Annotated in this window: 26 protein-coding genes; 21 read left to right on the top strand and 5 right to left on the bottom strand. The window is 46.6% G+C overall.

Features of this window, described 5'->3' with window-relative positions:
* Positions 1-465: 465 nt before the first annotated feature.
* Genes mlaF through murA form a run of 7 tightly spaced genes read left to right on the top strand, consistent with a single transcriptional unit; the run spans position 466 to position 5089 of the window.
* Positions 466-1284, top strand: coding sequence for a phospholipid ABC transporter ATP-binding protein MlaF (mlaF, locus tag KXJ80_RS05920; protein ID WP_037427130.1), 819 nt, complete (start codon positions 466-468; stop codon positions 1282-1284).
* The gene (mlaE, locus tag KXJ80_RS05925) at positions 1281-2066 is read left to right on the top strand and encodes a lipid asymmetry maintenance ABC transporter permease subunit MlaE (RefSeq protein ID WP_037427131.1); all 786 of its coding nucleotides are present in this window, start codon (positions 1281-1283) and stop codon (positions 2064-2066) included. Before mlaF ends, mlaE begins: the two co-directional genes overlap by 4 nt.
* Positions 2067-2120: 54 nt before the next feature.
* Positions 2121-2594 carry an outer membrane lipid asymmetry maintenance protein MlaD gene (gene mlaD, locus KXJ80_RS05930; protein WP_037427133.1) on the top strand — a complete coding sequence of 158 codons (474 nt, stop codon included), beginning with the start codon at positions 2121-2123 and terminating at the stop codon, positions 2592-2594.
* A gap of 11 nt (positions 2595-2605) precedes the next feature.
* A complete protein-coding gene (locus tag KXJ80_RS05935; RefSeq protein WP_037427135.1) occupies positions 2606-3259 on the top strand; it encodes an MlaC/ttg2D family ABC transporter substrate-binding protein in 654 nt (217 codons plus the stop codon).
* Between the two features lie 5 nt (positions 3260-3264).
* The gene (locus tag KXJ80_RS05940) at positions 3265-3549 is read left to right on the top strand and encodes an STAS domain-containing protein (protein WP_037422051.1); all 285 of its coding nucleotides are present in this window, start codon (positions 3265-3267) and stop codon (positions 3547-3549) included.
* Positions 3550-3565: 16 nt separating this feature from the next.
* On the top strand, positions 3566-3817 hold the full coding sequence (locus KXJ80_RS05945; protein WP_011621481.1) for a BolA family protein: 252 nt from the start codon (positions 3566-3568) through the stop codon (positions 3815-3817).
* Positions 3818-3829: 12 nt separating this feature from the next.
* On the top strand, positions 3830-5089 hold the full coding sequence (gene murA / locus KXJ80_RS05950; RefSeq protein ID WP_037422055.1) for a UDP-N-acetylglucosamine 1-carboxyvinyltransferase: 1260 nt from the start codon (positions 3830-3832) through the stop codon (positions 5087-5089).
* A 675-nt stretch (positions 5090-5764) separates the two neighbouring features.
* Here murA and KXJ80_RS05955 read toward each other — a convergent pair.
* From KXJ80_RS05955 to degQ, 3 genes are all read right to left on the bottom strand, one after another.
* Complete coding sequence (locus tag KXJ80_RS05955; protein WP_192937981.1) at positions 5765-6229, bottom strand: hypothetical protein; 465 nt, start codon at positions 6227-6229, stop codon at positions 5765-5767.
* Between the two features lie 788 nt (positions 6230-7017).
* Complete coding sequence (gene degS / locus KXJ80_RS05960) at positions 7018-8100, bottom strand: outer membrane-stress sensor serine endopeptidase DegS (RefSeq protein WP_099456977.1); 1083 nt, start codon at positions 8098-8100, stop codon at positions 7018-7020.
* 125 nt (positions 8101-8225) lie between these two features.
* Entirely contained in the window at positions 8226-9578 is a 1353-nt protein-coding gene (gene degQ / locus KXJ80_RS05965; protein ID WP_099456976.1) for a Do family serine endopeptidase DegQ, read from the bottom strand.
* A gap of 439 nt (positions 9579-10017) precedes the next feature.
* Here degQ and zapE point away from each other — a divergent pair, with 439 nt between their 5' ends.
* From zapE to tnpA (KXJ80_RS06015), 10 genes are all read left to right on the top strand, one after another.
* A complete protein-coding gene (gene zapE, locus KXJ80_RS05970; RefSeq protein ID WP_099456975.1) occupies positions 10018-11130 on the top strand; it encodes a cell division protein ZapE in 1113 nt (370 codons plus the stop codon).
* Positions 11131-11428: 298 nt separating this feature from the next.
* Positions 11429-11857: a 50S ribosomal protein L13 gene (rplM, locus tag KXJ80_RS05975; protein ID WP_011073682.1), complete on the top strand. Its 429-nt coding sequence runs from the start codon at positions 11429-11431 to the stop codon at positions 11855-11857.
* 14 nt (positions 11858-11871) lie between these two features.
* A complete protein-coding gene (gene rpsI, locus KXJ80_RS05980) occupies positions 11872-12264 on the top strand; it encodes a 30S ribosomal protein S9 (RefSeq protein WP_006083052.1) in 393 nt (130 codons plus the stop codon).
* A gap of 114 nt (positions 12265-12378) precedes the next feature.
* Positions 12379-12567 (top strand): DUF2065 domain-containing protein, encoded by a 189-nt coding sequence (locus KXJ80_RS05985; protein ID WP_099456974.1) that lies wholly within the window; start codon positions 12379-12381, stop codon positions 12565-12567.
* A 66-nt stretch (positions 12568-12633) separates the two neighbouring features.
* Positions 12634-13929 carry an adenylosuccinate synthase gene (locus KXJ80_RS05990; RefSeq protein WP_099456973.1) on the top strand — a complete coding sequence of 432 codons (1296 nt, stop codon included), beginning with the start codon at positions 12634-12636 and terminating at the stop codon, positions 13927-13929.
* 107 nt (positions 13930-14036) lie between these two features.
* Positions 14037-14693: a flagellar protein MotX gene (motX, locus tag KXJ80_RS05995; RefSeq protein ID WP_082389636.1), complete on the top strand. Its 657-nt coding sequence runs from the start codon at positions 14037-14039 to the stop codon at positions 14691-14693.
* A 39-nt stretch (positions 14694-14732) separates the two neighbouring features.
* Entirely contained in the window at positions 14733-17153 is a 2421-nt protein-coding gene (rnr, locus tag KXJ80_RS06000) for a ribonuclease R (RefSeq protein WP_099456972.1), read from the top strand.
* The gene (gene rlmB, locus KXJ80_RS06005) at positions 17154-17894 is read left to right on the top strand and encodes a 23S rRNA (guanosine(2251)-2'-O)-methyltransferase RlmB (protein ID WP_099456971.1); all 741 of its coding nucleotides are present in this window, start codon (positions 17154-17156) and stop codon (positions 17892-17894) included.
* A 164-nt stretch (positions 17895-18058) separates the two neighbouring features.
* Positions 18059-18496, top strand: coding sequence for an IS200/IS605-like element ISShes4 family transposase (tnpA, locus tag KXJ80_RS06010; RefSeq protein WP_011623097.1), 438 nt, complete (start codon positions 18059-18061; stop codon positions 18494-18496).
* Positions 18497-18679: 183 nt separating this feature from the next.
* On the top strand, positions 18680-19114 hold the full coding sequence (gene tnpA, locus KXJ80_RS06015; protein WP_039978090.1) for an IS200/IS605-like element ISShes8 family transposase: 435 nt from the start codon (positions 18680-18682) through the stop codon (positions 19112-19114).
* A 73-nt stretch (positions 19115-19187) separates the two neighbouring features.
* Here tnpA (KXJ80_RS06015) and KXJ80_RS06020 read toward each other — a convergent pair whose 3' ends face one another.
* Both KXJ80_RS06020 and KXJ80_RS06025 read right to left on the bottom strand, forming a co-directional pair.
* Positions 19188-20615, bottom strand: a complete 1428-nt coding sequence (locus KXJ80_RS06020) for an MFS transporter (protein ID WP_099457467.1) — start codon at positions 20613-20615, stop codon at positions 19188-19190.
* A gap of 182 nt (positions 20616-20797) precedes the next feature.
* Positions 20798-21541 (bottom strand): DUF481 domain-containing protein, encoded by a 744-nt coding sequence (locus KXJ80_RS06025; RefSeq protein ID WP_069454269.1) that lies wholly within the window; start codon positions 21539-21541, stop codon positions 20798-20800.
* A 224-nt stretch (positions 21542-21765) separates the two neighbouring features.
* On the opposite strand from KXJ80_RS06025, the gene rpsF reads away from it, so the two are divergent.
* Genes rpsF through rplI form a run of 4 tightly spaced genes read left to right on the top strand, consistent with a single transcriptional unit; the run spans position 21766 to position 23203 of the window.
* The gene (gene rpsF, locus KXJ80_RS06030; RefSeq protein ID WP_011623998.1) at positions 21766-22161 is read left to right on the top strand and encodes a 30S ribosomal protein S6; all 396 of its coding nucleotides are present in this window, start codon (positions 21766-21768) and stop codon (positions 22159-22161) included.
* 8 nt (positions 22162-22169) lie between these two features.
* Positions 22170-22475 (top strand): primosomal replication protein N, encoded by a 306-nt coding sequence (priB, locus tag KXJ80_RS06035; RefSeq protein WP_011073673.1) that lies wholly within the window; start codon positions 22170-22172, stop codon positions 22473-22475.
* 11 nt (positions 22476-22486) lie between these two features.
* Positions 22487-22714 (top strand): 30S ribosomal protein S18, encoded by a 228-nt coding sequence (gene rpsR / locus KXJ80_RS06040; RefSeq protein WP_006083042.1) that lies wholly within the window; start codon positions 22487-22489, stop codon positions 22712-22714.
* A gap of 36 nt (positions 22715-22750) precedes the next feature.
* Positions 22751-23203, top strand: a complete 453-nt coding sequence (rplI, locus tag KXJ80_RS06045) for a 50S ribosomal protein L9 (RefSeq protein ID WP_037422085.1) — start codon at positions 22751-22753, stop codon at positions 23201-23203.
* Positions 23204-23252: the final 49 nt, after the last annotated feature.

Genomic DNA, 23252 nt, shown 5'->3' on the forward strand with positions numbered 1-23252 from the left:
TCGCATGCTATTGTTTAAGCTCTGCGCCTAGGCATTAGGGCAGAATATATCGTTTAGCCATTGAATGCCTTGAGCAATATCATCGTCTTTGGTATTTCCCTTTTGCCACCCGCAGTGAGTAAGGTAACTATGATGGCCAGTTTGATGCTTAATTGCAGAACTCAATAGCGTTTTTAAGTTAAGTTGTACTCACATTATCTTTGTATCAATTAGCTTATGTCTTGACCGTTTACAAAACCATTTTGCTAATTTATCAACACAGGTGAAAACATTAAGTAACACTTTAGCTTCACAGAGCGAAAACTTAGGGCGCATTCTCGCTGGAAATGAGGCAAATTGAAAGTATCGCAGGACGATAGTGTCGATTCTGTTGTAGGTTAAAGCGCAATTACGTACAATTTGCGGCTCTTCGATTGGTCTGGGCAGGAAGCGTAGGCCACCTCTTTTCAAATATCGGAATCAAGCATGACTCAAGAACAAACGCCGTTGGTTGAGATCCGTCATTTGGGCTTTCGCCGTGGCCAGCGTGTCATATATGAAGATATTAGCCTGTCTATCCCTAGGGGCAAAGTCACCGCGATTATGGGACCGAGTGGCATAGGTAAGACCACCTTGCTCAAGCTTATCGGCGGCCAATTAACGCCCGATAGCGGCCAAGTGTTGTTCGATGGACAGGATGTGCATGCGGCGAGCCGTAGCGAATTATTCGAACTGCGCAAGCGCATGAGTATGTTGTTTCAAAGTGGCGCATTATTCACCGATATCAACGTCTTTGATAACGTTGCCTTTGCGCTACGTGAACATTCAGGCCTGCCCGAAGAGATTATTCGGACTATCGTGCTGATGAAACTTGAGGCCGTTGGGCTGCGGGGCGCCGCGCAAATGATGCCCAGCGAGTTATCCGGTGGGATGCAGCGCCGCGCTGCCTTAGCTCGGGCGATAGCCCTTGAGCCAGAAATGGTCATGTACGATGAACCCTTTGCCGGACAAGACCCTATTTCTATGGGCGTGCTGGTTAAGCTTATCCGCGAACTTTCCGATGCACTTAATTTAACCTCGGTTGTGGTGTCCCACGATGTGGATGAAGTGCTCGGGATTGCAGATTATGTGTATGTGGTTGCAGATAAAAAAGTTATTGCCCATGGCACGCCTGAAGAGTTAAAGCATGCGGATAATCCGCAGCTCAAGCAGTTTATTCAAGGTGCGCCAGATGGCCCTGTGCCGTTCCATTATCCGGCAAAGGATTACCAGCAAGAATTATTGGCAAAAGGAGTTGGCAAGTGAAGTTATTAGATAGTATTGCCGACCTTGGCCGCAGCGCTATCGAGTTAGTGCTCGGTTTTGGCCGTGCAGGCCTGATGCTGTGGGGCGCGATTGTTCGTTGGCCTCGGGTGCGTAAAGGTTTTCCATTATTAGTGCGCCAAATCTATGTGGTCGGCGTACAATCTATGGTCATTATTGTGGTCTCCGGCCTGTTTATCGGCATGGTGTTGGCGCTGCAGGGCTACAACATCTTAGTCGGTTTCGGTACTGAGGAGAGCTTAGGCCCGATGGTGGCCTTAAGTTTACTGCGTGAACTTGGCCCCGTGGTTACAGCCTTGTTATTTGCTGGCCGCGCAGGTTCGGCACTCACCGCCGAAATCGGTCTGATGAAGAGTACCGAGCAGTTATCCAGCTTAGAGATGATGGCGATTGACCCACTGCGGCAAATCATTGCGCCACGCTTTTGGGCGGGTGTAATAAGCATGCCGTTGTTGGCGCTGATGTTTACTGCGGTAGGTATTTATGGCGGCCATTTAGTGGGCGTGGAATGGAAGGGGATCGATGGTGGTGCCTTCTGGTCGATTCTGCAAGCCTCGGTAGAATGGCGCCAAGACATAGTTAACTGCCTGATTAAGAGTGGCGTATTTGCCGTGGTGGTGACTTGGATTGCCTTATACCGCGGCTATCAAGTGGTGCCGAATCCAGAAGGGATCAGCCGTGCAACTACTTCAACTGTGGTGCAATCGAGCCTCGCCGTACTGGCATTGGACTTTTTACTAACAGCCCTGATGTTTGGCCGCTAACGGATTGCAGCGCCAAGGATACAGATCGACGGATTAACAGAGTGGTAACTGAGCATGTTGACACGAAAAATTGAATTATTAGTGGGTGTGTTTCTCTTAACGGGCTTAGCGGCCTTTTTGGTGTTGGTGTTTAAAGTCGCCAATATCGAAGTGCAGACCAGCGACAGTAGCTATACCCTCACCGCCAACTTCACCAATATCGGTGGCTTGAAGGTTCGCTCTCCGGTCAAGGTTGGCGGCGTCGTGGTTGGCCGCGTGAGTAAGATTGATTTAGACCCAGTCAAACTGGTGGCTGTGGTGACGATTGTGATGGACAAGCGTTTCGATAAATTTCCTGAAACCAGTAGCTTAGCTATTTTAACTTCAGGTTTGCTCGGTGAGCAGTTCCTCGGATTAACACCGGGCTTTGTCGATGATGACGTGAGTATGCTTAAGGATGGCGACAAAATTGACGATACTCGCTCAGCATTAGTGTTAGAAGATCTGATTGGTCAGTTCTTATATAGTATGGGTTCAAAGGATAAATAGGGGTTACCGCTATGTTTAAACGCTTATCGCGCTTATTACTGCCGTTAGTATGGATGTTTACCGCAACGACCGCACTGGCGGATGACGCTCAGGTTAACACTATGGATCCTTATGCCATGGTGAAATCTGTTGCCAACAAAACCTTCGATCGGTTCCACAAAGACAAGGCGTTGATTGACGCCGATGCGGATCATCTTAAGGTGATTGTGCGTGAAGAATTAATGCCTTACATCGACTATAAATACGCCTCTTACAAAGTGTTAGGTCAGTATTTAAAAGAGTCGACTGAAGATCAGCGCAATCGTTTCGTCGATGCTTTTGAAGGCTACTTAGTTTCAACCTATGCCCAAGCTTTTACCGAATACACTAACCAAAAAGTGGAGTTTTCGCCTGGTAGTGATTTCAGCAATGAGAAGATTGTCGATGTAAACGTACAGATTATCGAAGCGGGTCGTCCGCCGATAAAGCTGTTGTTTAAAGTTCGTCGCCTCAAGGATGACTCTTGGAAGGCGTTTGACCTAGTCGCTGAAGGCGTGAGTTTGCTGTCCTCTAAGCAATCTGAAATCTCGAACCTTATCCGCCAACAGGGGATTGATTCAGTGATTAAGATGCTGGAAGAGCGCACCAAAGACAAAGTGACTAAAAAGCCTAAAGCAGGGAAGTAAGCGCCGTGGTTGAATTTGTGCAACAGGGTAACATTTGCCACCTAAAAGGGCGTTTATCACAGGAGCAAGTGGTCGTGCTATGGCCGCAAAGGCAAAGCCTGTTAAGCCAAGATACCCAAATGTTGTCGCTCGCCGAACTGGAGTACAGCGACAGTGCTGGTGTGGCATTTTTGCTGGCGTTAGTGCGCCAGCATGGCACGCCACTGAAGCTGTGCTCGGCATCGGAGCAGTTAAAAAAATTAATCGATTTATATGATTTACAATCCTTCTTCACCGAAGAAGCGAATTGAAAAGGTACCGAATTTCATGGAATGCAGCTTAATAGAACAGATTTTACGTGACGCGTTAGCACTCGATGAAGTGCACGCCAGCTCCGATGGCAGCCACTACAAAGTGATCGCCGTCGGTGAATGTTTTGACGGCATGAGCCGTGTAAAACAACAACAAGCCATTTATGCACCCCTGATGAGTTATATCGCCAGCGGTGAGTTACATGCATTAACGATTAAAACTTTCACGCCGACTCAATGGAAACGCGAGAAAATTTTCAACAGCTAGTAGTGAGGAAAAGTGGATAAATTAGCGATTCAAGCAAGCCCTCCGCTTGCTGGTGATGTGATTATTTCCGGTGCCAAAAACGCTGCGCTGCCGATTCTAATGGCAGGCGTGTTAGCCGAAACTGATTTTATTGTGTCGAATGTCCCCAATTTGCGCGATGTGAGCACCAGCTGTAAATTGCTGCGCTGCCTAGGCGCCGATGTGGATGAATTAGGCAATGGTCAAATCCGTATTTCGACCAAGAATCTTAATGAGTTCTGCGCACCTTACGATCTCGTTAAGACCATGCGTGCCTCGATTCTGATCCTTGGCCCGTTATTAGCCCGCTATGGCACCGCAGACGTGTCATTACCCGGTGGCTGCGCCATTGGCGCCCGTCCAGTAAACCTTCACTTACATGGCCTCGAAATGATGGGCGCTAAGATTGAAGTGAAAGAAGGTTATATCAAGGCCCGTGTCGATGGTCGCTTAAAGGGCGCCCATATTTTTATGGACATGGTGAGCGTAGGCGCGACCGAAAACCTATTGATGGCCGCGGCACTTGCCGATGGCGAAACCGTGATTGAAAACGCGGCCCGTGAACCAGAAGTGATCGACTTAGCTAACTGTTTGATTGCTATGGGCGCGAAGATCACCGGTGTCGGCAGTGCCACACTGCGTATTCAAGGCGTTGAACGTCTACAGGGCTGTGAGTACCGAGTGATGCCGGATCGTATTGAAACCGGTTCATTCCTTGTTGCCGCCGCTGTGACCCGTGGTCGTATCCGTTGCTTAAAGGCAGACCCAGCTTCGTTAGAGTCTGTTATCGCGAAACTCGAAGATGCGGGTGCCAAGATCACTACAGGTGAAGATTGGATTGAGCTCGATATGGAAGGCAAGCGTCCAAAAGCGGTAAATATCAAGACGGCACCATATCCTGGTTTCCCAACCGATATGCAGGCACAGTTCTGCGTGCTCAACGTTTTAGCCCAGGGCACTGCGACCATTACCGAAACCATCTTCGAAAACCGCTTTATGCACGTGCCAGAACTTATCCGTATGGGCGCGACCATGGAGCTTGAAGGCAATACCTGCATTATCCAAGGCATTGAGTCTTTGAGTGGTGCACAGGTAATGGCGACGGATTTACGTGCGTCGGCAAGCTTGGTGATTGCAGGCTTAGTCGCCGATGGTAAAACCATTGTCGATCGCATCTATCACTTAGATCGCGGCTATGAGCATATCGAGCAGAAGTTCCAAGGGTTGGGCGCGCATGTAGAGCGTGTGCAATAACATTTGCGTAGGATTCGCTCCCAATAAAAAAACCAGCCAAGTGCTGGTTTTTTATTGCGCATAATTTGTTTAGCTAAAAAGGAAAGGGACATTTTCGAGTTAAAACCTTAACTCTAACGAGTCTGTTTTAGATAAAAATATCTATGGAGATAACGCCCGCCACAAACGCAAGCAATTTGTTGCGAGTCGAGCCGCAAAGCGGCGTTTTGATGGCGTTTGTTATGCATTTTTCAATAGCCTTTCTGCCAGCGCTTTGGGTAAACACCTTTAAAAGAGATATTTATAAACTCGTCTTTACTAATGAGTCCATTTTGGTACTTAATTCCGTAGTAAATGAAAGCCGATAAAACACAAAATATGTACAAACAGAGAATAAGCGTTAAGAGGCAGCTTGCGAACATAAAAACAACTATCGTTTGATCATATTGCCGGATAGGGACATCAGTGGCTATACCAAAGAACGATGAAATATATTGGAAAAGGTAAAACGCTAGTACTCCACCAAGTATGCAACCGAAACCGCCAACTCTCGCTGATTCAGCGTAGAACTGAGGTTGTAAGTTTAACTGACTTTTAATTGCCCGAATCACTATGTGATTACCTCAAAATGCATAAAGCCGCCAACACCGGAAAATTAGGAGCGCAGCGAGTGATTTGTCCGAGTGTTTGGCTTTGTTAGAAGCCATATCGACGACTCTCTTTCTCTGGGTTGTGAACCCAAACATTGCAACCACCTTCTTTGGTATATGTTTTACCCAGGTCAGTAGTAATTTCTACCAAACACATTGCTGGTTTCCCACCAAGACCAGATGCCCAAAGGTGATACTTTTTTTTATCATCAGTATTAAAGGTAAAGATTACCTTTGCATCCTTTACCCACCAATCGGGTATCTTTAGTGATTCCAGGTCACGCTGTAAAATGCACGACAATAACTTGATAGCTTCTGAAAACTTTACACCCGTGACTTCATTTGGCGCATGCTCGTTTACAAGATTTATTACACACTCATTGGTGCCATTTTCTTGGGCGTATGCATATAGCTGACCGACAGCCCAGTACCCTTGATAATCAAAGTTTCTGCTCAGGCACCACTGGACTATATTTCCAGCAACTCCCTTAAGTTGTTTTCTTCGTGCCATATCTAAGTGCTTCTAACATTTGATTAGTGTGCATGCGCGTTTACCTCGTTGGACCAGTGAAAACGCGCACGGTTAACTATCTGTATGCAAAGAACTTATCAGCTTTCTGCCAAATACACCATCTGGAAAAACGCGCATGCGCGTTTTCCAAGCCTATTAACTAAAATTCAGTTACTATATCCACCTGATTTTATAGAGCTTTATTTATTGCGGATGGAATTAGTGCGCACTGATATTGTCTTAAAATCACTCCAAAGTATCTAAATTTAAATGCGACTGTATACCTATACATTGTTAGTCTATTTCTGGTAAGGCCAAACATAGGCAAATAGATAAGAATTTGTATGGCAGCAGGAGTGGGAATTTTCGGTTGAGCTAACGAGCCGATACACGGAATGGGGCAAAAAGCTTTTAGCCAGATGAACAGTTCAATGGTCGTAAAGATTGTCATTGTTGCAACTGTGACCGTTGGCGGCATGGCCGCTCTTTCACATCCATGTGAACGCGGCATTTACACTTCCATGTGTTGCAGATACCGCCGTCAAGCCTATAGGGACACTGCTTTTTAAACAAAGAGCACGGCGTGTCACTGGGGAAACAATGACAATTCATCCTACACACCTGACGACAAACTTATCTCGTTTTGGGGCAAAAGTCAGTGAAAAATTGCAGTGCAAGATAAATAGCTCTGCCATTTGAGGGATAAGGTAATAGGTGATTTTAGGATGGCTCAGAATGAGGTTTTATACATGCCTCATTCTGAGATTTATCAAGGTAGCTTACTGAGCTTAATTATCGACGACGACTTTCTCATCGATAATCACCGGTAGTACTTGCTCTTTGCCTTGGCGGATAACCGTCATCATGATTTTCTTGCCGGGCGTAGTTTCGGCAATTCTATCCATCAGCATTTCGACCCCAGGCACATCTTCGTCGCCGTATTTGATGATTACATCCCTTGGTTGTAGCTGCGCTCGTGCCGCTGGACCATTAGGATCGACACCAGTAACTAATACACCACGTAAATCGGGCAGGTTGAGGATTTGCGCCACCACCGGGTTAATCGGCTCGCCTGAGATCCCTAAGGCACCACGGATCACCCGACCATTTTTGATCAGTTTGCCCATAATGCTGTGGGCCAATTTAATCGGGATCGCGAAGTTAATCCCGTGTCCGCCACCTTCGCCGCCCACTTGGAAGGCGGCAGTGTTGATACCAATCAGGCTACCGTTAGTGTCGATTAAGGCACCGCCTGAGTTACCGGCGTTAATTGCAGCATCTGTTTGTAAAAAGTCTAAATAACCAGAACTTAAGCCGTTACGACCCGTAGCGCTGATAATCCCTTGGGTAATGGTTTGGCCGAGGTTATAGGGGTTACCAATGGCTAATACCACATCACCAACCTGCGGTGGGCTGTCGAGATTGACGGGCACTGTGGGAAGATTATCGCCTTCGATCTTAAGCACTGAAAGATCGGTTTCGGGATCAAAACCGACGACTTCCGAGGTGAACTTGCGGCCATCCTGCAGAGCCACCACAATCTCATCGGCTTTTTTAATCACATGATAATTCGTGAGAATATAGCCTTCTTTACTCATTATCACCCCAGAGCCTAGGCCTTGGAGGGAACCAGAGTTCAGCGGACGACTCTGATCGATACTTAAGCTATAAATATTGACTACGGCAGGGGCGGCGCGGCGTACGGCCTTAGCAAAGGAGAGTTCGACCGTGTTGTTACCACGGTTTTGCAGTAACGAGCTGCCGAGATTCTTATTGTCGAAGTAGTGTGTAACTAACAAAAACATGGCCGCCATGATAAGGCCGAAGAGCACGGCTTTACCGAGATATAACAGGGTTTCTTTTATTGTCATGGCAGGCTAAGTATTGAAAAAGGTGAGTTAGATTAACATGTTTAACAAGTTAAAGCATAGGGAACCCGCGTTCCCTATGCTGATCTGCATCTGATAATGGGATAAAGATCAGAGCGGCGTACCGATTAACGCAGCACTAAGTACAACAAGCTCTTACCACGGAGGATCTTCAGGGCGACAGCGCCTTCTTGATCTTTGAGCTGCTCCTTGAGTGATTTCAGATCTTTCACCGCCGAACGGTTAATGCCGACAATCACATCGCCTTTTTGTAAGCCGCTCATTGCCGCAGGTGAGCCCTGGGCCACCTCGGTAATTTCCACCCCTTTCGAAGCGTTTTCTAACGAGGCACCTTGGAGCATTGGGTGCACTGCGCCAGCAGCTTTTTCAGTGGTTTGGCTTGCTTCACCTAAGGTGACATTCACGGTTTTCTTATCGCCATCGCGGATAAGTCCCAGTTCAACCTTGGCTCCCGCGCCCATAGTCGCGACTTTCGCCCGCAGTTCTTGGAACGACTTAATTGCTCGTCCATCCACGCTGACAATAATATCGCCCGCTTTAATACCTGCTTTTTCGGCAGCACTGCCCGCAGTGACTTCATTCACAAAGCCCCCGTGCTGAGTGTCTAACCCAAAGCCTTGGGCAAGTTGGCTATCTAAATCACGGCCTGAAATCCCCAGCACGCCACGGCGAACTTCACCGTGTTCGGCAATTTGAGCCACGAGGTTTTTCACCATGTTGGCGGGAATCGCAAAACCGATACCGACGTTACCACCGTTTGGTGCGACGATAGCCGTGTTAATACCGATCAGTTCACCTTTAAGGTTAACCAGCGCGCCGCCCGAGTTACCGCTGTTAATCGCCGCATCGGTTTGAATAAAGTTTTCAAGCATTTCAATGCCTAAGCCGCTTCGGCCTAAAGCACTAACAATCCCCGAGGTGACCGTTTGACCTAAACCAAAGGGGTTACCGATGGCGACGGCAAAGTCACCAACCCGCAGTTCATCTGAGTCGGAGGTTTTAATTGCGACTAAATTTTTCGCTTCGATTTGCAGCAAAGCAATGTCGGACTCTGAGTCGGTACCAATCAATTTGGCTTTGACTTCACGGCCGTCATGTAAGCCAACTTGGATATCATCGGCACCGTCAATCACATGGTTATTGGTGACAATATAGCCTTTGTCAGCATCGATAATCACACCAGAGCCTAAGCCTCTAAAAGGACGCTCTTGCACTTGCTCTTGTGGTGCATTGGGGCCGAAGAAATAACGGAACACATCGGGTACACGTTGTTTGGACACGTGTGTGCCGGACACCGCGACAGAAACCACGGCGGGCGTCGTGCGCTCTAGCATAGGGGCAAGGCTGGGAATGGGTTGTCCCTCAACAGATTGCGGAATAGCGGCCTGTGAAACCGCAGGCATCATTGTCAGGGTTGCGGCTAACATTGCGGCTGAAAGTACAGATAATTTCGTTTTCATCTATTCATAACTCCAAATAAGGGATCAAGGATCTGGATGTAATGCGTCGTCAGTTTGTGTCCGCACCAGATCGAATCTGTATCGTTACCGGCTATTTGCCTAGGTAACCATTCGGACACGCACCTCATTGAAAAAGTTCATCAATATTAACAAAGGTTAATTTCTTAACGGTTATTTTATCAACATTTTATTGACTGTAACTGAAGTGAAACCTGTGGGCTTTTAAGGTATTTTTCAAGTCCTAATAACTTCCAATCATTGAGTTTAATCAGCTAACAGCATAGTTTTTCCTAATCAGTTTTATCATATTAAGCGTTGTGCTAGTCCTCTCCGCAAGCTCACTACAGATCCAAGTTGATAGGGTATAAATATATGCTGCGTCATCTTGGCCGTGTTAATATCGACGCAGTTTTTCCAAAGGATAAAAGAGAATAATAACGTGCCCCAGTTAAGCCCTTGGCAGCATTATCAAAAAGATCTTACTCGTGATGGTTTTTCCCATGATCCGGCGCAGGAAATGGCGGTAAAGGCGCTGCAACGCGTTTATGAGGATCTCACCGTAGCCGAAGAGCCTAACTCTTTATTTGGTAAGCTATTGACTTCTTTTGGCTTAAAGTCGGCACCCGCGCCTACAAAAGGGCTTTATCTTTGGGGAGGCGTAGGCCGCGGTAAAACCTATTTGATGGACACCTTCTTTGATGCATTACCTGGCAATCAAAAGTTAAGGGCGCACTTTCATCGTTTTATGCATCAACTGCATTTAGATTTAGACACCCTTAAAGGTACGCGCGATCCATTATTAGTGATTGCCAAACAAATGGCGGCAAAATATAAAGTCATTTGTTTTGATGAGTTTTTCGTGTCAGATATCACCGACGCCATGTTGCTTGGCACCTTATTCCAAGCGCTCTTTAAAGAAGGCGTGGTCTTAGTGGCGACTTCAAATATCATCCCCGATGACCTATATAAAAATGGGTTGCAACGGGCGCGATTTCTTCCTGCGATCGCGCTGATCAATCAGCATTGTGAAGTATTAAATGTGGATTCGGGGATCGACTACCGTCTACGGACGTTAGAGCAGGCGGAAATTTACCACTATCCACTTGATGAGCAGGCCGATACTAACTTACTGCGTTATTTCCGTCAGTTAGCGCCTGAGGCCGAGATTTCAACTGACGCGATTGAAATCGAAGGCCGTGAAATATCCATTCGCCAACAGGCGCAAGGTGTGTTGCTTGCTGATTTTAGAGCCTTATGTGATGGCCCCCGTAGTCAGCGGGATTATATGGAACTGGCGCGGATTTATCATACCGTGCTGGTGAGTGGCATTGAGCAAATGGGCGCATTTTTAACGGGTGATGATATCGCCAGACGCTTTTTGGCCATGGTGGATGAGTTTTACGAGCGCAACGTCAAATTGATCGTGTCCGCGCAGGTGCCGTTAGAAGACATTTATGCCGACGGCTTATTGAGTTTTGAATTCAGACGTTGTCGTTCCCGTTTGATTGAAATGCAATCCCACGATTACTTAAAATCAGAGCATTTACCCTAAGTCTTAGACTATTGCAGAGCGTGCTTTGCGGGGTTTTTCTCGACAATTCTTCAGTGGCTCATTCCTTAGCGTAGTAATGAGCCACATCGATCGAATTTTTATGATTTTTGTCAAAATATCAGGTGATTTTTAACTCACGTTTGTCTATAATCCGCCACCTGCCCACGTTACTCCGCCAAACTAGGTGGAAGTTGTACGCCGAGTTAAGTACTCGAAGGGGTACTGAAAGGCAATTTTGTGTTGTTTGTCATTGCAAGCAACATGTGAGACAGAAAATTAACTTTGGGTTTTTGTAATAATGAAGACTTTTACTGCTACACCAGAAACTGTAACTCGTGACTGGTTCGTCGTTGATGCAGACGGCAAAACTTTAGGTCGTATCGCTACCGAAATCGCTCTGCGTTTACGCGGTAAGCACAAGCCTGAATACACTCCTCACGTTGACACTGGTGATTACATCATCGTTATCAACGCTGAGAAAGTTACTGTTACTGGTAACAAAGCGCAAGGCAAGACGTACTACTCGCACTCAGGCTTCCCTGGTGGCATTAAGCAAATCAGCTTTGAAAAGCTGCAAGCTCATAAGCCAGAAATGATCATCGAGAAAGCAGTTAAGGGTATGTTACCAAAAGGTCCACTGGGCCGTGCCATGTTCCGTAAACTGAAAGTTTACGCTGGCGCAGAACATAACCACGCTGCACAACAACCTCAAGTTCTTGATATCTAAACGGGATTAAGCAAATGGCTGCAACTCAGTACTACGGCACTGGCCGTCGCAAAACCTCTACAGCACGCGTATTCGCTAAAGCTGGTAGTGGCAACATCGTTGTAAATCAACGTCCTTTGGACCAATACTTTGGTCGTGAAACTGCTCGTATGGTTGTTCGTCAACCATTAGAGTTAGTTGAAATGACTGACAAGCTGGACATCTATGTAACTGTTAAAGGCGGTGGTATCACTGGCCAAGCAGGTGCAATCCGTCACGGTATCACTCGTGCCCTGATGCAATTAGATGAAGCTCTGCGTCCATCATTACGTTCTGCTGGTTTCGTTACCCGTGACGCTCGTAAAGTTGAGCGTAAGAAAGTGGGTCTACGTAAAGCACGTCGTAAGCCACAATTCTCTAAGCGTTAATACGTTTTGGAATCTCAAAAAACCCAGCTTATGCTGGGTTTTTTATTGCCTAAAATTGGTTATCCTCGTATTAATCACCGATTTTTAGGGTAGAAAAAGCTAAGAGAGAGGAAGATGAGCTTACAGTTATTTATGCTAGCCATTGCACTGGTGCTGATTTTGGAAGGTGTGGGACCATTGTTATTCCCCAATAAATGGCGCCGATATTTAAATGAACTTTCCAATCAAAATCAGCAAGTTTTGCGTCGAATCGGTGGCTCATTGGTCACTGCTGGTGTGGTCATTTTGATTATTTTTTCATAAATGCCTTACCACTTGCGGTTTAAAATCTGTTAGAATTCTTTTTTAACCACAACCTTGCAGCAAACAATGGGCAAAAACGTAGTTGTTCTCGGCACTCAATGGGGTGACGAAGGAAAAGGTAAGATTGTCGACCTTCTAACAGAACAGGCAAAATATGTAGTTCGCTACCAGGGCGGTCATAACGCAGGTCACACTTTAGTGATCAATGGCGATAAAACCGTACTTCATCTGATCCCATCAGGCATCCTACGCGACAATGTTAAATGCATTATCGGTAATGGTGTGGTGCTTGCACCCGACGCACTGATGAAAGAAATCAACATGCTCAAAGAGCGTGGCATTCCTGTTGAGGAACGTCTGCTGATTTCTGAAGCATGTCCGCTGATCCTACCATTCCACTGTGCCTTAGACATCGCTCGCGAAAAAGCGCGCGGTAACAAAGCTATTGGAACTACGGGTCGTGGTATTGGTCCTGCGTATGAAGATAAGATTTCCCGTCGCGGTCTGCGTGTGGGCGATCTGTTCAATGCTGAACTATTTGCTGAAAAGCTGAAAGAAGTTATGGCATATCATAACTTTATGCTGACAGAGTACTACAAAGTTGACGCCGTAGATTACGAGCAAACACTTAGCGATGCGTTAGCCTTAGCTGACTATCTGAAGAGCATGTGTGTTGACGTGACTGAACTTTTGGATAACGCGCGTAAAGCGGGTGAGCCAATCCTGTTCGAAGGCGCACAAGGTACACTGTTAGACATTGACCACGGTACTTATCCGTTTGTGACTTCGTCAAATACGACCGCAGGTGGTGTGGCGACAGGCAGCGGCTTTGGTCCACGTCATTTAGACTATGTCTTAGGTATCATGAAGGCATACACCACTCGCGTTGGTGCTGGTCCTTTCCCAACTGAACTCTTATGTGAAGTGGGTGATCATTTAGGGACTAAAGGTCATGAATTTGGTGCGACTACTGGTCGTAAACGTCGTCCAGGTTGGTTAGATGCAGTGGCAATGCGCCGCGCAGTACAAATCAACAGCGTAAGCGGCTTCTGCTTAACTAAGTTAGACGTACTTGATGGCCTGAAAGAAGTGAAGATCTGTGTGGGTTATCAACATCCAGATGGCACTATCTCCAAAGTTACGCCATTAGCAGCTGAAGGTTATGAGCAGGTCACGCCTGTTTATGAAACTATGCCAGGCTGGAGCGAGTCGACTTTCGGTGCGACCTCTTTAGAGCAGTTACCGCAAGCAGCTATCAACTACATCAAGCGTATTGAAGAGTTGTTAGAAACGCCGATCGACATCATTTCTACCGGTCCAGACCGTAATGAGACGATGATTTTAGTTAGCCCGTTTCACTAAAATCGTAGAGGCCGTGTTTCACGGCCTTTTCTTCCTCTGCTGTTCCTTCCTGTTTGCTTTCGTGGTTAGAAATTCGGCTCGAGCTCAAGAAATAGGTTATACTGCCGATGCAAGTATTCACCTTATTGTCATTGAGAGTCGTTATGCTACGTACTGCATTAGTTGCGCTGCTGCCCTTAGTATCTTCAATGTGCTTTGCTGAAACACAGGCGGTGGATATTTATTCTCAAGATCAATTGCTTGAAATGATCCGCGGTGAAAAGTATTTGGCAAGAGTCAAACAAGATGACTGTCAGCTAGTGCAAGACATCGAAGCGCGCGCAGAAGTCTTAAAGCAGCCCCTGTATCAGTTTTTGTGGGGAGAAATGCTCAACCACGGAACCTGTGTAAAAGCCAATGCGGTCAAAGGGATGGGGTTATTGCGTGATGCAGCTGAGCAGGGCAGCCCCGAGGCCATGGTGAAACTTGCCGAATATTATCAAAATGGTAAGTTTGTTATTCGTAATAAAGACCGTGCGGTCAATTATTTATTGCCAGCGGCAGCGAGCGGTAGTTTAGCTGCGCGGATGATGCTGGTCCGTTTATACGGTGAAGGTTATGGTAGTCCAAGAGACTATGAAATGGCCTATAACTGGTTATACAACAATGTATTTACCGATGAGGCGACTAAGAAAAAAGCCTTGTCATTACTGCAGGTGTTAGCCGCTAAAATGCCCGCCAGTGCAGTGGCGCGGGCCCAGCAAGAGCACTTGCGAACCCGTTGAGTTGTCTCTACTGATTGAGACAAAAATATTGGATATTGAATGATCAAAGACCCTCATTTCGAGCGTGAACAGGATAAGTACGAAAACCCTATCCCAAGTCGTGAGTATATTATCGAGTACTTACGTTCTCAAAAATCACCTATTACCCGTGACAGCATCGCTGCTGCACTACAGATCCATGATGAAGAGCAATTAGAAGCCCTGCGCCGCCGTTTACGGGCGATGGAGCGCGACGGTGAATTGGTATTTACCCGCGGTCAAAGCTACGGCTTACCTGAAAAAATGGATCTGATCCCCGGCATTGTTCTTGGGCACCGAGAAGGCTACGGCTTCTTTAAACCTGACGAAGGTGGCGACGATTTATTTATCTCAAATCGCGACATGCTGATGTATTTCCATGGCGATAAAGTGCTGGCACAAAAAGCCGGTATGGATCGTAAAGGTCGTCGTGAAGCCCGTATTGTCCGTTTGATCCAGCCCCGTAGTGCTGCGATTGTTGGTCGATTCCATGTCGACAGTGGCATGGCATTTGTGATTGCCGATGATAAGCGCATTACCCAAGAAATTTTAATCGCTAGTGAAGATCGCAATGGCGCCCGTCAAGGCGATGTGGTGGTGGTAGAATTAACCCGTCGTCCCGGTCGATTTGTTAAAGCCGCAGGCAAAGTGACCGAAGTGCTTGGCAAGCAAATGGCACCGGGAATGGAAATCGAAATAGCCCTACGCAATTACGATCTTCCCCATACGTGGTCGGCCGCCATTGAAAAGAAACTGCGCCGTATTCCCGATGAAGTGACTGAGTCTGATAAAGTGGGTCGTGTCGATCTGCGTGATCTACCCTTAGTGACCATCGATGGTGAAGATGCCCGCGACTTTGACGATGCTGTTTATGCCGAAGCTAAACCCAGTGGTGGTTGGCGTCTGTGGGTGGCGATTGCAGATGTAAGCTATTATGTGCGCACCGATTCGGCCTTAGATACTGAAGCCCGTGCCCGTGGTAACTCGGTGTACTTCCCATCGCAAGTGATCCCAATGTTACCGGAGAAAATCTCTAACGGCTTGTGTTCACTCAATCCTCATGTTGACCGCCTGTGTATGGTTGCAGAGATGACGGTTTCAGCCCGCGGTAAGCTATCGGGTTATAAGTTTTATCCCGCGGTGATGCATTCACATGCGCGTTTCACTTACACCCAAGTGGCAGCCATGCTCGAAGGTGGGCCGATTGCGCCTGAGCATGAAGCACTCTTTCCACATCTTCAATGCTTACAGTCGCTTTATTTAGCGCTTGATGAACAGCGCGCAGAGCGCGGTGCGATAGCATTTGAGACGATAGAAACGCAGTTTATTTTTAACGAACAGCGCAAGATCGATAAGATTGTGCCAAGAGCGCGTAATCAAGCTCATAAAATCATTGAAGAATGTATGATTTTGGCGAACGTGTCTGCCGCTAAGTTTGTGAAAAAGCATAAGGGTGAAATCCTCTATCGAGTGCACGAGTCGCCCTCTGAGCAGAAACTGGCAAACTTTAAAGAGTTTTTAGCTGAGCGTGGTTTGAGCATGGGCGGTGGGCTTGAGCCAACGCCTGCAGATTATCAAAATGTGATGTTGCAGATTGCCGACCGTCCCGATGCTGAACTTATTCAAGTGATGTTGCTGCGCTCTATGCGCCAAGCTATATACACGCCTGATAACGAAGGCCATTTTGGTTTGGCACTGGAAGAATACGCGCATTTTACCTCGCCTATTCGTCGTTATCCTGACTTAGTGCTGCACCGAGTGATCCGCTATTTGTTGGCGAAAGAAAAAGGTGAAGCCAATGAGAAATGGACTCCCGATGGTGGCTACCACTATCAACTCGATGAATTAGATAAATTAGGCGAAGAATGTTCTACGACTGAACGCCGCGCCGATGAAGCAACACGTGATGTAAGCGACTGGCTTAAATGTGAATTTATGCAGGACCATGTGGGTGACACCTTCGAGGCCGTGATTGCCTCTGTCACTAACTTTGGTTTATTCGTTCGCTTAAATGACTTATTTATCGATGGCTTAGTGCATATTTCTAGTCTGGGCAGCGATTATTACCAGTTCGATCCTATGCGTCAGCGTTTGATTGGTGAGCACACAGGTCAAATCTATCAAGTGGGTGACCCCGTTACGGTAAAAGTGGCCGCGGTAAACTTGGATGATAGACAGATTGACTTAGTCATGATTGGCGACAGTGGTAAAGGCGGTCGCCGCAAGGCGGCACCTAGTCGAGAAAAACCCATGACAGCCCGTGAGCGGGTAAACCGCGAAGGCGCGAAAATGGCGAAAACGGCTAAATCGACTGGCGTTAAAGCGAAAGCAGGTTCAGACAAAGCGGCGAGTAAGTCTAAAGCGGGCACTAAGCCTAAGAAAAGCGTAAAAGATACGGCGAAAAAGCCAAAGGCCGCGAAGCGAAGCACGAGAAAGAAGTAAATGAAAAAACAAGATATTATTTTTGGGATCCACGCGGTTGAAGCGCTGCTAAAACACAGCCCTGAGCGCATTATTGAACTTTGGTTGTTGCAGGGCCGTGAGGATGAGCGTTTAACCCCGCTGATCCGTCAAGCGAAAGCCTTTGGTACGAGCATTCAAGTGACTTCACGCAAAGTGTTGGACGAGAAAGCCGAAAGTACTCAGCACCAAGGTATTATTGCCCGTGTGAAAGCGGCTAAAATCCTTGGTGAGCATGACTTAGATGAGCTGTTAGCTAAGACCGACTTACCGTTTTTTTTGATTTTAGATGGCGTTACCGATCCGCATAACCTAGGTGCTTGCTTACGTAACGCCGATGCGGCGGGCGTGCAGGGCATTATTGTGCCAAAGGATAACTCCGTTGGCTTAACGGCTGTGGTTAGTAAGGTCGCTTGCGGCGCAGCTGAAACCGTGCCGTTATTCCAAGTGACTAACCTCGCGCGCACTATGCGCCATCTGCAGGAAAAGGGCGTGTGGATTGTCGGCACGGCGGGTGAAGCGGATTGCGAGCTTTATCAAGCCGATCTTAAAGGGCCGCTGGCGATTGCGATGGGCGCCGAAGGCAAAGGTTTACGCCGCTTAAGTCGTGAATGTTGCGATACTTTAGTTTCGATTCCGATGTCGGGAAGCGTCTCTAGCTTAAACGTGTCGGTCGCCACGGGTATTTGCCTATTCGAAGCCGTGCGTCAACGCCGTAGCTAATTGATATATATCAATAAAAAAGACGGGCGAGCCCGTCTTTTTTTATTGTCATCCCAAAACCACCGCCTCTGGCGGTGGTGATTGTCCCTTAAGGCTATAGCCTGAATAACGCCCATGTTAAAAGAGACCTTCTTATTCACCACAAGTAAGAGGAAACGAGAAACATGGGCGATTACAGAAGTTCATCACATGTTTACTGGCGTTGTAAATATCATATCGTTTGGACGCCTAAGTACAGATTCAAAATTCTAAAAGGTAACCTTGGTAAAGAGCTCTACAGGTCGATTTATATTCTATGCAATATGAAAAGTTGTGAGGTCTTAGAATTAAACGTCCAGATAGATCATGTGCATCTAGTCGTGATAATTCCCCCAAAGTTGTCAGTATCCACATTAATGGGGATATTGAAGGGTAGGAGCGCAATAAGGCTTTTTAACAAATTCCCTCATGTTCGCAAGAAGTTATGGGGAAATAGCTTTTGGGCGAGGGGTTATTTTGTTGATACGGTAGGCGTAAATGAGGAAATCATAAGACGCTATGTTCGCCATCAAGATAAGCAAGATCTAGAGCATGATGCTCAATTGTCGCTACAGATGAAGTAGGTGTAAGGAAATAGCCCCTTCCAGGGGCAAATCAAAGCCGCCTTCTAAGAAGGCGGATTCTTTACTTTTAGCCCAAAACCACCTACTTCAGTAGGTGGTTATCATCATTTGAGGCTTTGCCTGTATACCTACCCATGTTAAATGCATCTTTGATTTTTAGCGAAGTCAAAAGAGGCAAATAACATGAGTAGATACGAGCAAGCATCGCATGTGTTCTGGCGATGTCAATATCATATAGTCTGGACACCAAAGTACCGCTTTCGGATATTGAAAGGTAATGTCGGAAAAGAGGTTTATCGATGCATTCAGGTTTATTGCCATCAAATGGGATGCATAGTCATGGAGCTAAATGTTCAAGTTGACCATGTTCATTTAGTGGTGAAGGTACCTCCGAAGATATCTATATCGAATTTAATGGGGGCGTTAAAAGGTAAGATAGCTTTGAAAATATTCAGTAAATTTCCTTACCTACGTAAGAATAAACTTTGGGGAAATCATTTTTGGCAGAGAGGATACTTCGTCGATTCGATTGGAATTAACGAGGAAATAATCCGTAGATACGTTAGGCATCAAGAGAAAGTAGAGCGGCAAGAGCAGGGTCAACTTGCTCTTGAATAAAGGCCCCTTTTTAGGGGGTTAAAACAAAGCCACCTTCTTCAGAAGGTGGATTCTTTACTGCCTAAATCAACCCTTAATTGGTTTTAATAGCATCGAGGTTGGATTCGTCCACCTCGTTTGTCTCATCGTGGATAAAGCTGGGCGCTGGGTGAAATTCAAACTCGAATGTTAGCTGTTGCTCGTTATCATGATCTGAATCTTCAACAAGGGCATCGGCACCTAAATCTTCTTCATCTTCCTGCTGTGTTGGTGTCATGTGTTCCTGCACCGATTCAACATCCACCCTCGGGTCAAGCGCCGCAGCCAGTGGTGATGAGACTAAGTCACCGGTCGCCATGATGTAGTCTTGGGTGACACTGGTTTCGGTTTTTTGCTGTGAGTGAACATAACGTAGCCGTAAAAATAGGATTAAAGTACAGGCCGACATAAAACCATAGAGCATGCTGTTGCCAAACCATTGCATAAGAGTTGAGGCGATTAATGGGCCGATGCTGGCGCCCATGCCAAAGGTGAGCAAAATGGTTGCCGATAGTCCTACCCTTTCACTTTGCTCGACACGGGAATTAGCCAGTGCGGTTGCCAAGGGATAGAAGGTAAAGCCAAGAATGCCGAACAGAAACGTCATCACCAGTGAGAGTGTCGGATGATAGGGTGTGAGGGCGATAGCTAATGCTAAGATCCCAAGCAGTATACAGTTGATGCGGATAAGGCGACTGCGGGACATAATGTCAGATAATTTTCCCATTGGCCATTGGGCGAGCAGACCCGCGAGAATGGTGGCCGTCATATAGGTGGCCACCTTCTCGGGCGGTAAACCTAAGTTACTCGCATAAGCAGGCGCCAAACCGTAAAAGGAGCCGACAATCATGCTGCCAATGGCAATGGTCGTGAGTGCCTGCGGCGCTTTGCGCCAATAGTGAGCAATTTTTAAGGGGGCGGGCACCAGTGGTGCTGGGTGAATACGCCGCGTTAAAGAAATCGGGACAATACACAGGGCAAAGCAGATGGCGATCAGTAACAGCGGCTCTAGACCGAGTTCAGGATAGAGGCTGATGGCACCTTGGCCCAAGATCAAACCGAAGTACGAGACTATCATGTAGCTGGCAAACACAGTGCCGCGTTGGCTGCTTTCAGCCTGTTCATTGAGCCAACTTTCGAGCACCATGTATTGGCACATCATCCCCATACCGACGATAAGTCTTAGCAGGATCCAAATCGCCAACTCATCTACGAGTGCATGACCCAGTGCGGAGGCGGCAACGATCCCAGCACTAGCGACAAAGGCACGGATATGTCCGACTTGGGCGATTAGCCGGTGGCCAATCTTAGATCCTGCGACAAGGCCGACATAGTAGGCCGACATCATGCTACCTATCCACAACTGCGGAACATGCATCACCGAGAGCCTAAGGCCTAAATATGTGGTGAGTAAACCGCCAGCCAGCACTGTTAATAACGTCGTGCTATATAAAGAGGCGAAAGTACGTAGCGGGTTTGTCATTAACTGCTCCTTGTATGATTGCCAGGGAGAGTATATCAGCAGTCGGTGTTTATTCCGTGTTGCAAAATGTTGGAATTTATCGACTAATTTATCGTTTTTATGTGTGGGTCACTAAATTGTGCTGAAATGGGATTTGGCTGAGTGGGGAATTGTTGTGCCAGCCAAATCGTTTTATTGCTTGTTTATCTAAAGGTATACAGCAAGTTAAAGGTGGTGATGGTATCCGTCTGCTGGCTGCCCTCAGGAACCACTTCGGTGAACTTGATGTTCATGCCGATTTTAAAGGCCCAATCCTGAAATACTAAATTTTTGTAGTTCATATCGAGAGTCAGGGTGTTGTTATTTTCGCCCACCTCGGCGGTGAGATCGGCATTGATACTGGTGTATTCCTGTAATTTTTGAGAAAACTTTGCCGCAGTACGTAGGATCACATCCTTTTCGGGAGCGGGGTCTGGCTCTGCGACTGACTCGGCAGGCAAGTTGTATCGATAACCAGGGCCGATTTCGAGACTGAGTTTGGTCTTGTAGCTACTAATTGCGTTAAAACCATAACCCGAAGAAAGAGTTGAGATTTGGGTATAACTACCAAACTGATCCCAAGTGAAGTCGCCACGGCCGAAGATATAACCTTTGTTGAGTTTATAGTTGCTTTGAAGTTGGAGTTCGTACTTTTCTGAGGTGGTTTGATTTTTTTCAGAAGCAAAATACGCTTTTAGCGTCGCTTCCTGCTTAGTTTGTTTAGTATCGTAAATCAGTTGGGTTCGACCATTAAAACTGCTCGATTCGGTATTGCCTGTGTTCAATTGTAAGCCGGCTTCGACTTCTGCAGTCAAATCACTTGGTGGCTCCTGATAATCGGGAGGAACAAGCGCAAGTGCAGGAAAAGATAGGCAAAAAAAACTCAAAGGGGCGATAACTTTTAGCATTGCTCGTAACATTAGTATGGGTTCTTGAGTGGCCGGTGTCTGATATCCGAATAGGGGTGAGGCGTCATCATACCTGTATTGGGTGTTGAGGCAAAGTTATTGCTTGAGTTTCGCGTCTGCTTTCTGTACTATCTCGCGCTCAAATCAGTCACTATTTTCGTTCCTTGCCTCTATTTGGTTTGACTGAGCCAATAACGAGGCTATATAACCGTAAGGAGCAATAAATGCGTCATTACGAAATCGTATTTATGGTTCACCCAGATCAAAGTGAACAAGTACCAGGTATGATTGAGCGTTACACCGGTGTTATCACCGAAGCTAACGGCAAAATCCACCGTTTAGAAGATTGGGGCCGTCGTCAACTGGCTTACCCAATCCAAGATCTGCATAAAGCTCACTATGTTCTGATGAACGTTGAAGCACCAGCAGAGACGATTGAAGAGCTAGAAACTGCTTTCCGTTTCAACGACGCAGTTCTGCGTAACATGGTAATGCGTACTAAAGTTGCCGTTACTGAAGCATCTCCAATGGCGAAAGCTAAAGATGAGCGCGATTCACGTCGTGGCCCAGCTGGCGACCGCTCATATGATGAAGCTAACGCTGAAGAAATCGCTGAGTAAGTTTTTCTGTGACCACCAATAACTTGGTGTTGTCAGGAACCATAACCCGTTCCAGACGCTTTAAAAGCCCGGCAGGCATTGCACATAGTGTGATCATGCTAGAACACAAATCGCAGCGTTATGAAGCAGATATGCTCCGCAATGTCTACGTTCAAATACAAGTGATATTGAGTGGACCACGTTTTGAAAGCGTGGCAGATAATCTGAAAGCAGGTGTGGAAGTACAAGTACAAGGTTTTATGACGCTTCAACAGGGGCGAAATGGCCAAAATCGCTTAGTCATCCATGCCGAAAATGTCGAATTGAAAACTTAGGAGACTGTCAAATGGCACGTTATTTCCGTCGTCGCAAGTTCTGCCGTTTCACCGCTGAAGGTGTTGCAGAAATTGATTACAAAGATATCGTTACTTTAAAGAACTACATCACTGAAAGCGGCAAAATCGTTCCAAGCCGTATCACTGGTACTAGTGCTAAATATCAGCGTCAACTAGCTCGCGCTATCAAGCGTGCTCGTTATCTTTCTCTACTGCCATACACTGATTTACATCAGTAATTGCAGTATTCCTAATCGAATATAGAGGATTTGATAATGAACGTTATTCTGCTTGATAAAATCGCTAACCTGGGTAACCTGGGTGACCAAGTTGCAGTTAAAGCTGGTTACGCTCGTAACTACCTGCTGCCACAAGGTAAAGCTGTTGTTGCTAACGAAAGCAACGTTAAAGTATTTGAAGCTCGTCGCGCTGAATTAGAAGCTAAAATCGCTGCTGATCTGGCTGCTGCTAACCAACGTGCTGAGAAAATCGCTGCTCTGGAAGCTGTTGTTATTGCTTCTAAAGCGGGTGATGAAGGCAAACTGTTTGGTTCAGTTGGCAACCGTGACATCGCTGATGCAGTAACTGCTGCTGGCGTTGAACTGGCTAAATCAGAAGTTCGTTTACCATTAGGCGCTCTGCGTACTACTGGCGACTTCGAAGTTGAAGTTCAGTTACACACTGAAGTTAAAGCTGTTGTTAAAGTTTCTATCGTTGCAGAAGCTTAATTACATACTGCTTTAAACTAAAAAAACACCGCTTAGGCGGTGTTTTTTT

This window comes from Shewanella xiamenensis (assembly GCF_024971755.1).
GTDB lineage: Bacteria > Pseudomonadota > Gammaproteobacteria > Enterobacterales > Shewanellaceae > Shewanella > Shewanella xiamenensis.

Bases quoted from the DNA above. Each gene is read 5' to 3' on its own strand.
- mlaF (WP_037427130.1), top strand. From the start codon at position 466: ATGACTCAAGAACAAACGCCGTTGGTTGAGATCCGTCATTTGGGCTTT.
- mlaD (WP_037427133.1), top strand. From the start codon at position 2,121: ATGTTGACACGAAAAATTGAATTATTAGTGGGTGTGTTTCTCTTAACG.
- KXJ80_RS05935 (WP_037427135.1), top strand. From the start codon at position 2,606: ATGTTTAAACGCTTATCGCGCTTATTACTGCCGTTAGTATGGATGTTT.
- KXJ80_RS05945 (WP_011621481.1), top strand. From the start codon at position 3,566: ATGGAATGCAGCTTAATAGAACAGATTTTACGTGACGCGTTAGCACTC.
- KXJ80_RS05955 (WP_192937981.1), bottom strand. From the start codon at position 6,229: ATGGCACGAAGAAAACAACTTAAGGGAGTTGCTGGAAATATAGTCCAG.
- degS (WP_099456977.1), bottom strand. From the start codon at position 8,100: ATGACAATAAAAGAAACCCTGTTATATCTCGGTAAAGCCGTGCTCTTC.
- degQ (WP_099456976.1), bottom strand. From the start codon at position 9,578: ATGAAAACGAAATTATCTGTACTTTCAGCCGCAATGTTAGCCGCAACC.
- rplM (WP_011073682.1), top strand. From the start codon at position 11,429: ATGAAGACTTTTACTGCTACACCAGAAACTGTAACTCGTGACTGGTTC.
- rpsI (WP_006083052.1), top strand. From the start codon at position 11,872: ATGGCTGCAACTCAGTACTACGGCACTGGCCGTCGCAAAACCTCTACA.
- KXJ80_RS05985 (WP_099456974.1), top strand. From the start codon at position 12,379: ATGAGCTTACAGTTATTTATGCTAGCCATTGCACTGGTGCTGATTTTG.
- KXJ80_RS05990 (WP_099456973.1), top strand. From the start codon at position 12,634: ATGGGCAAAAACGTAGTTGTTCTCGGCACTCAATGGGGTGACGAAGGA.
- motX (WP_082389636.1), top strand. From the start codon at position 14,037: ATGCAAGTATTCACCTTATTGTCATTGAGAGTCGTTATGCTACGTACT.
- rnr (WP_099456972.1), top strand. From the start codon at position 14,733: ATGATCAAAGACCCTCATTTCGAGCGTGAACAGGATAAGTACGAAAAC.
- rlmB (WP_099456971.1), top strand. From the start codon at position 17,154: ATGAAAAAACAAGATATTATTTTTGGGATCCACGCGGTTGAAGCGCTG.
- tnpA (WP_011623097.1), top strand. From the start codon at position 18,059: ATGGGCGATTACAGAAGTTCATCACATGTTTACTGGCGTTGTAAATAT.
- tnpA (WP_039978090.1), top strand. From the start codon at position 18,680: ATGAGTAGATACGAGCAAGCATCGCATGTGTTCTGGCGATGTCAATAT.
- KXJ80_RS06020 (WP_099457467.1), bottom strand. From the start codon at position 20,615: ATGACAAACCCGCTACGTACTTTCGCCTCTTTATATAGCACGACGTTA.
- KXJ80_RS06025 (WP_069454269.1), bottom strand. From the start codon at position 21,541: ATGCTAAAAGTTATCGCCCCTTTGAGTTTTTTTTGCCTATCTTTTCCT.
- rpsF (WP_011623998.1), top strand. From the start codon at position 21,766: ATGCGTCATTACGAAATCGTATTTATGGTTCACCCAGATCAAAGTGAA.
- rpsR (WP_006083042.1), top strand. From the start codon at position 22,487: ATGGCACGTTATTTCCGTCGTCGCAAGTTCTGCCGTTTCACCGCTGAA.
- rplI (WP_037422085.1), top strand. From the start codon at position 22,751: ATGAACGTTATTCTGCTTGATAAAATCGCTAACCTGGGTAACCTGGGT.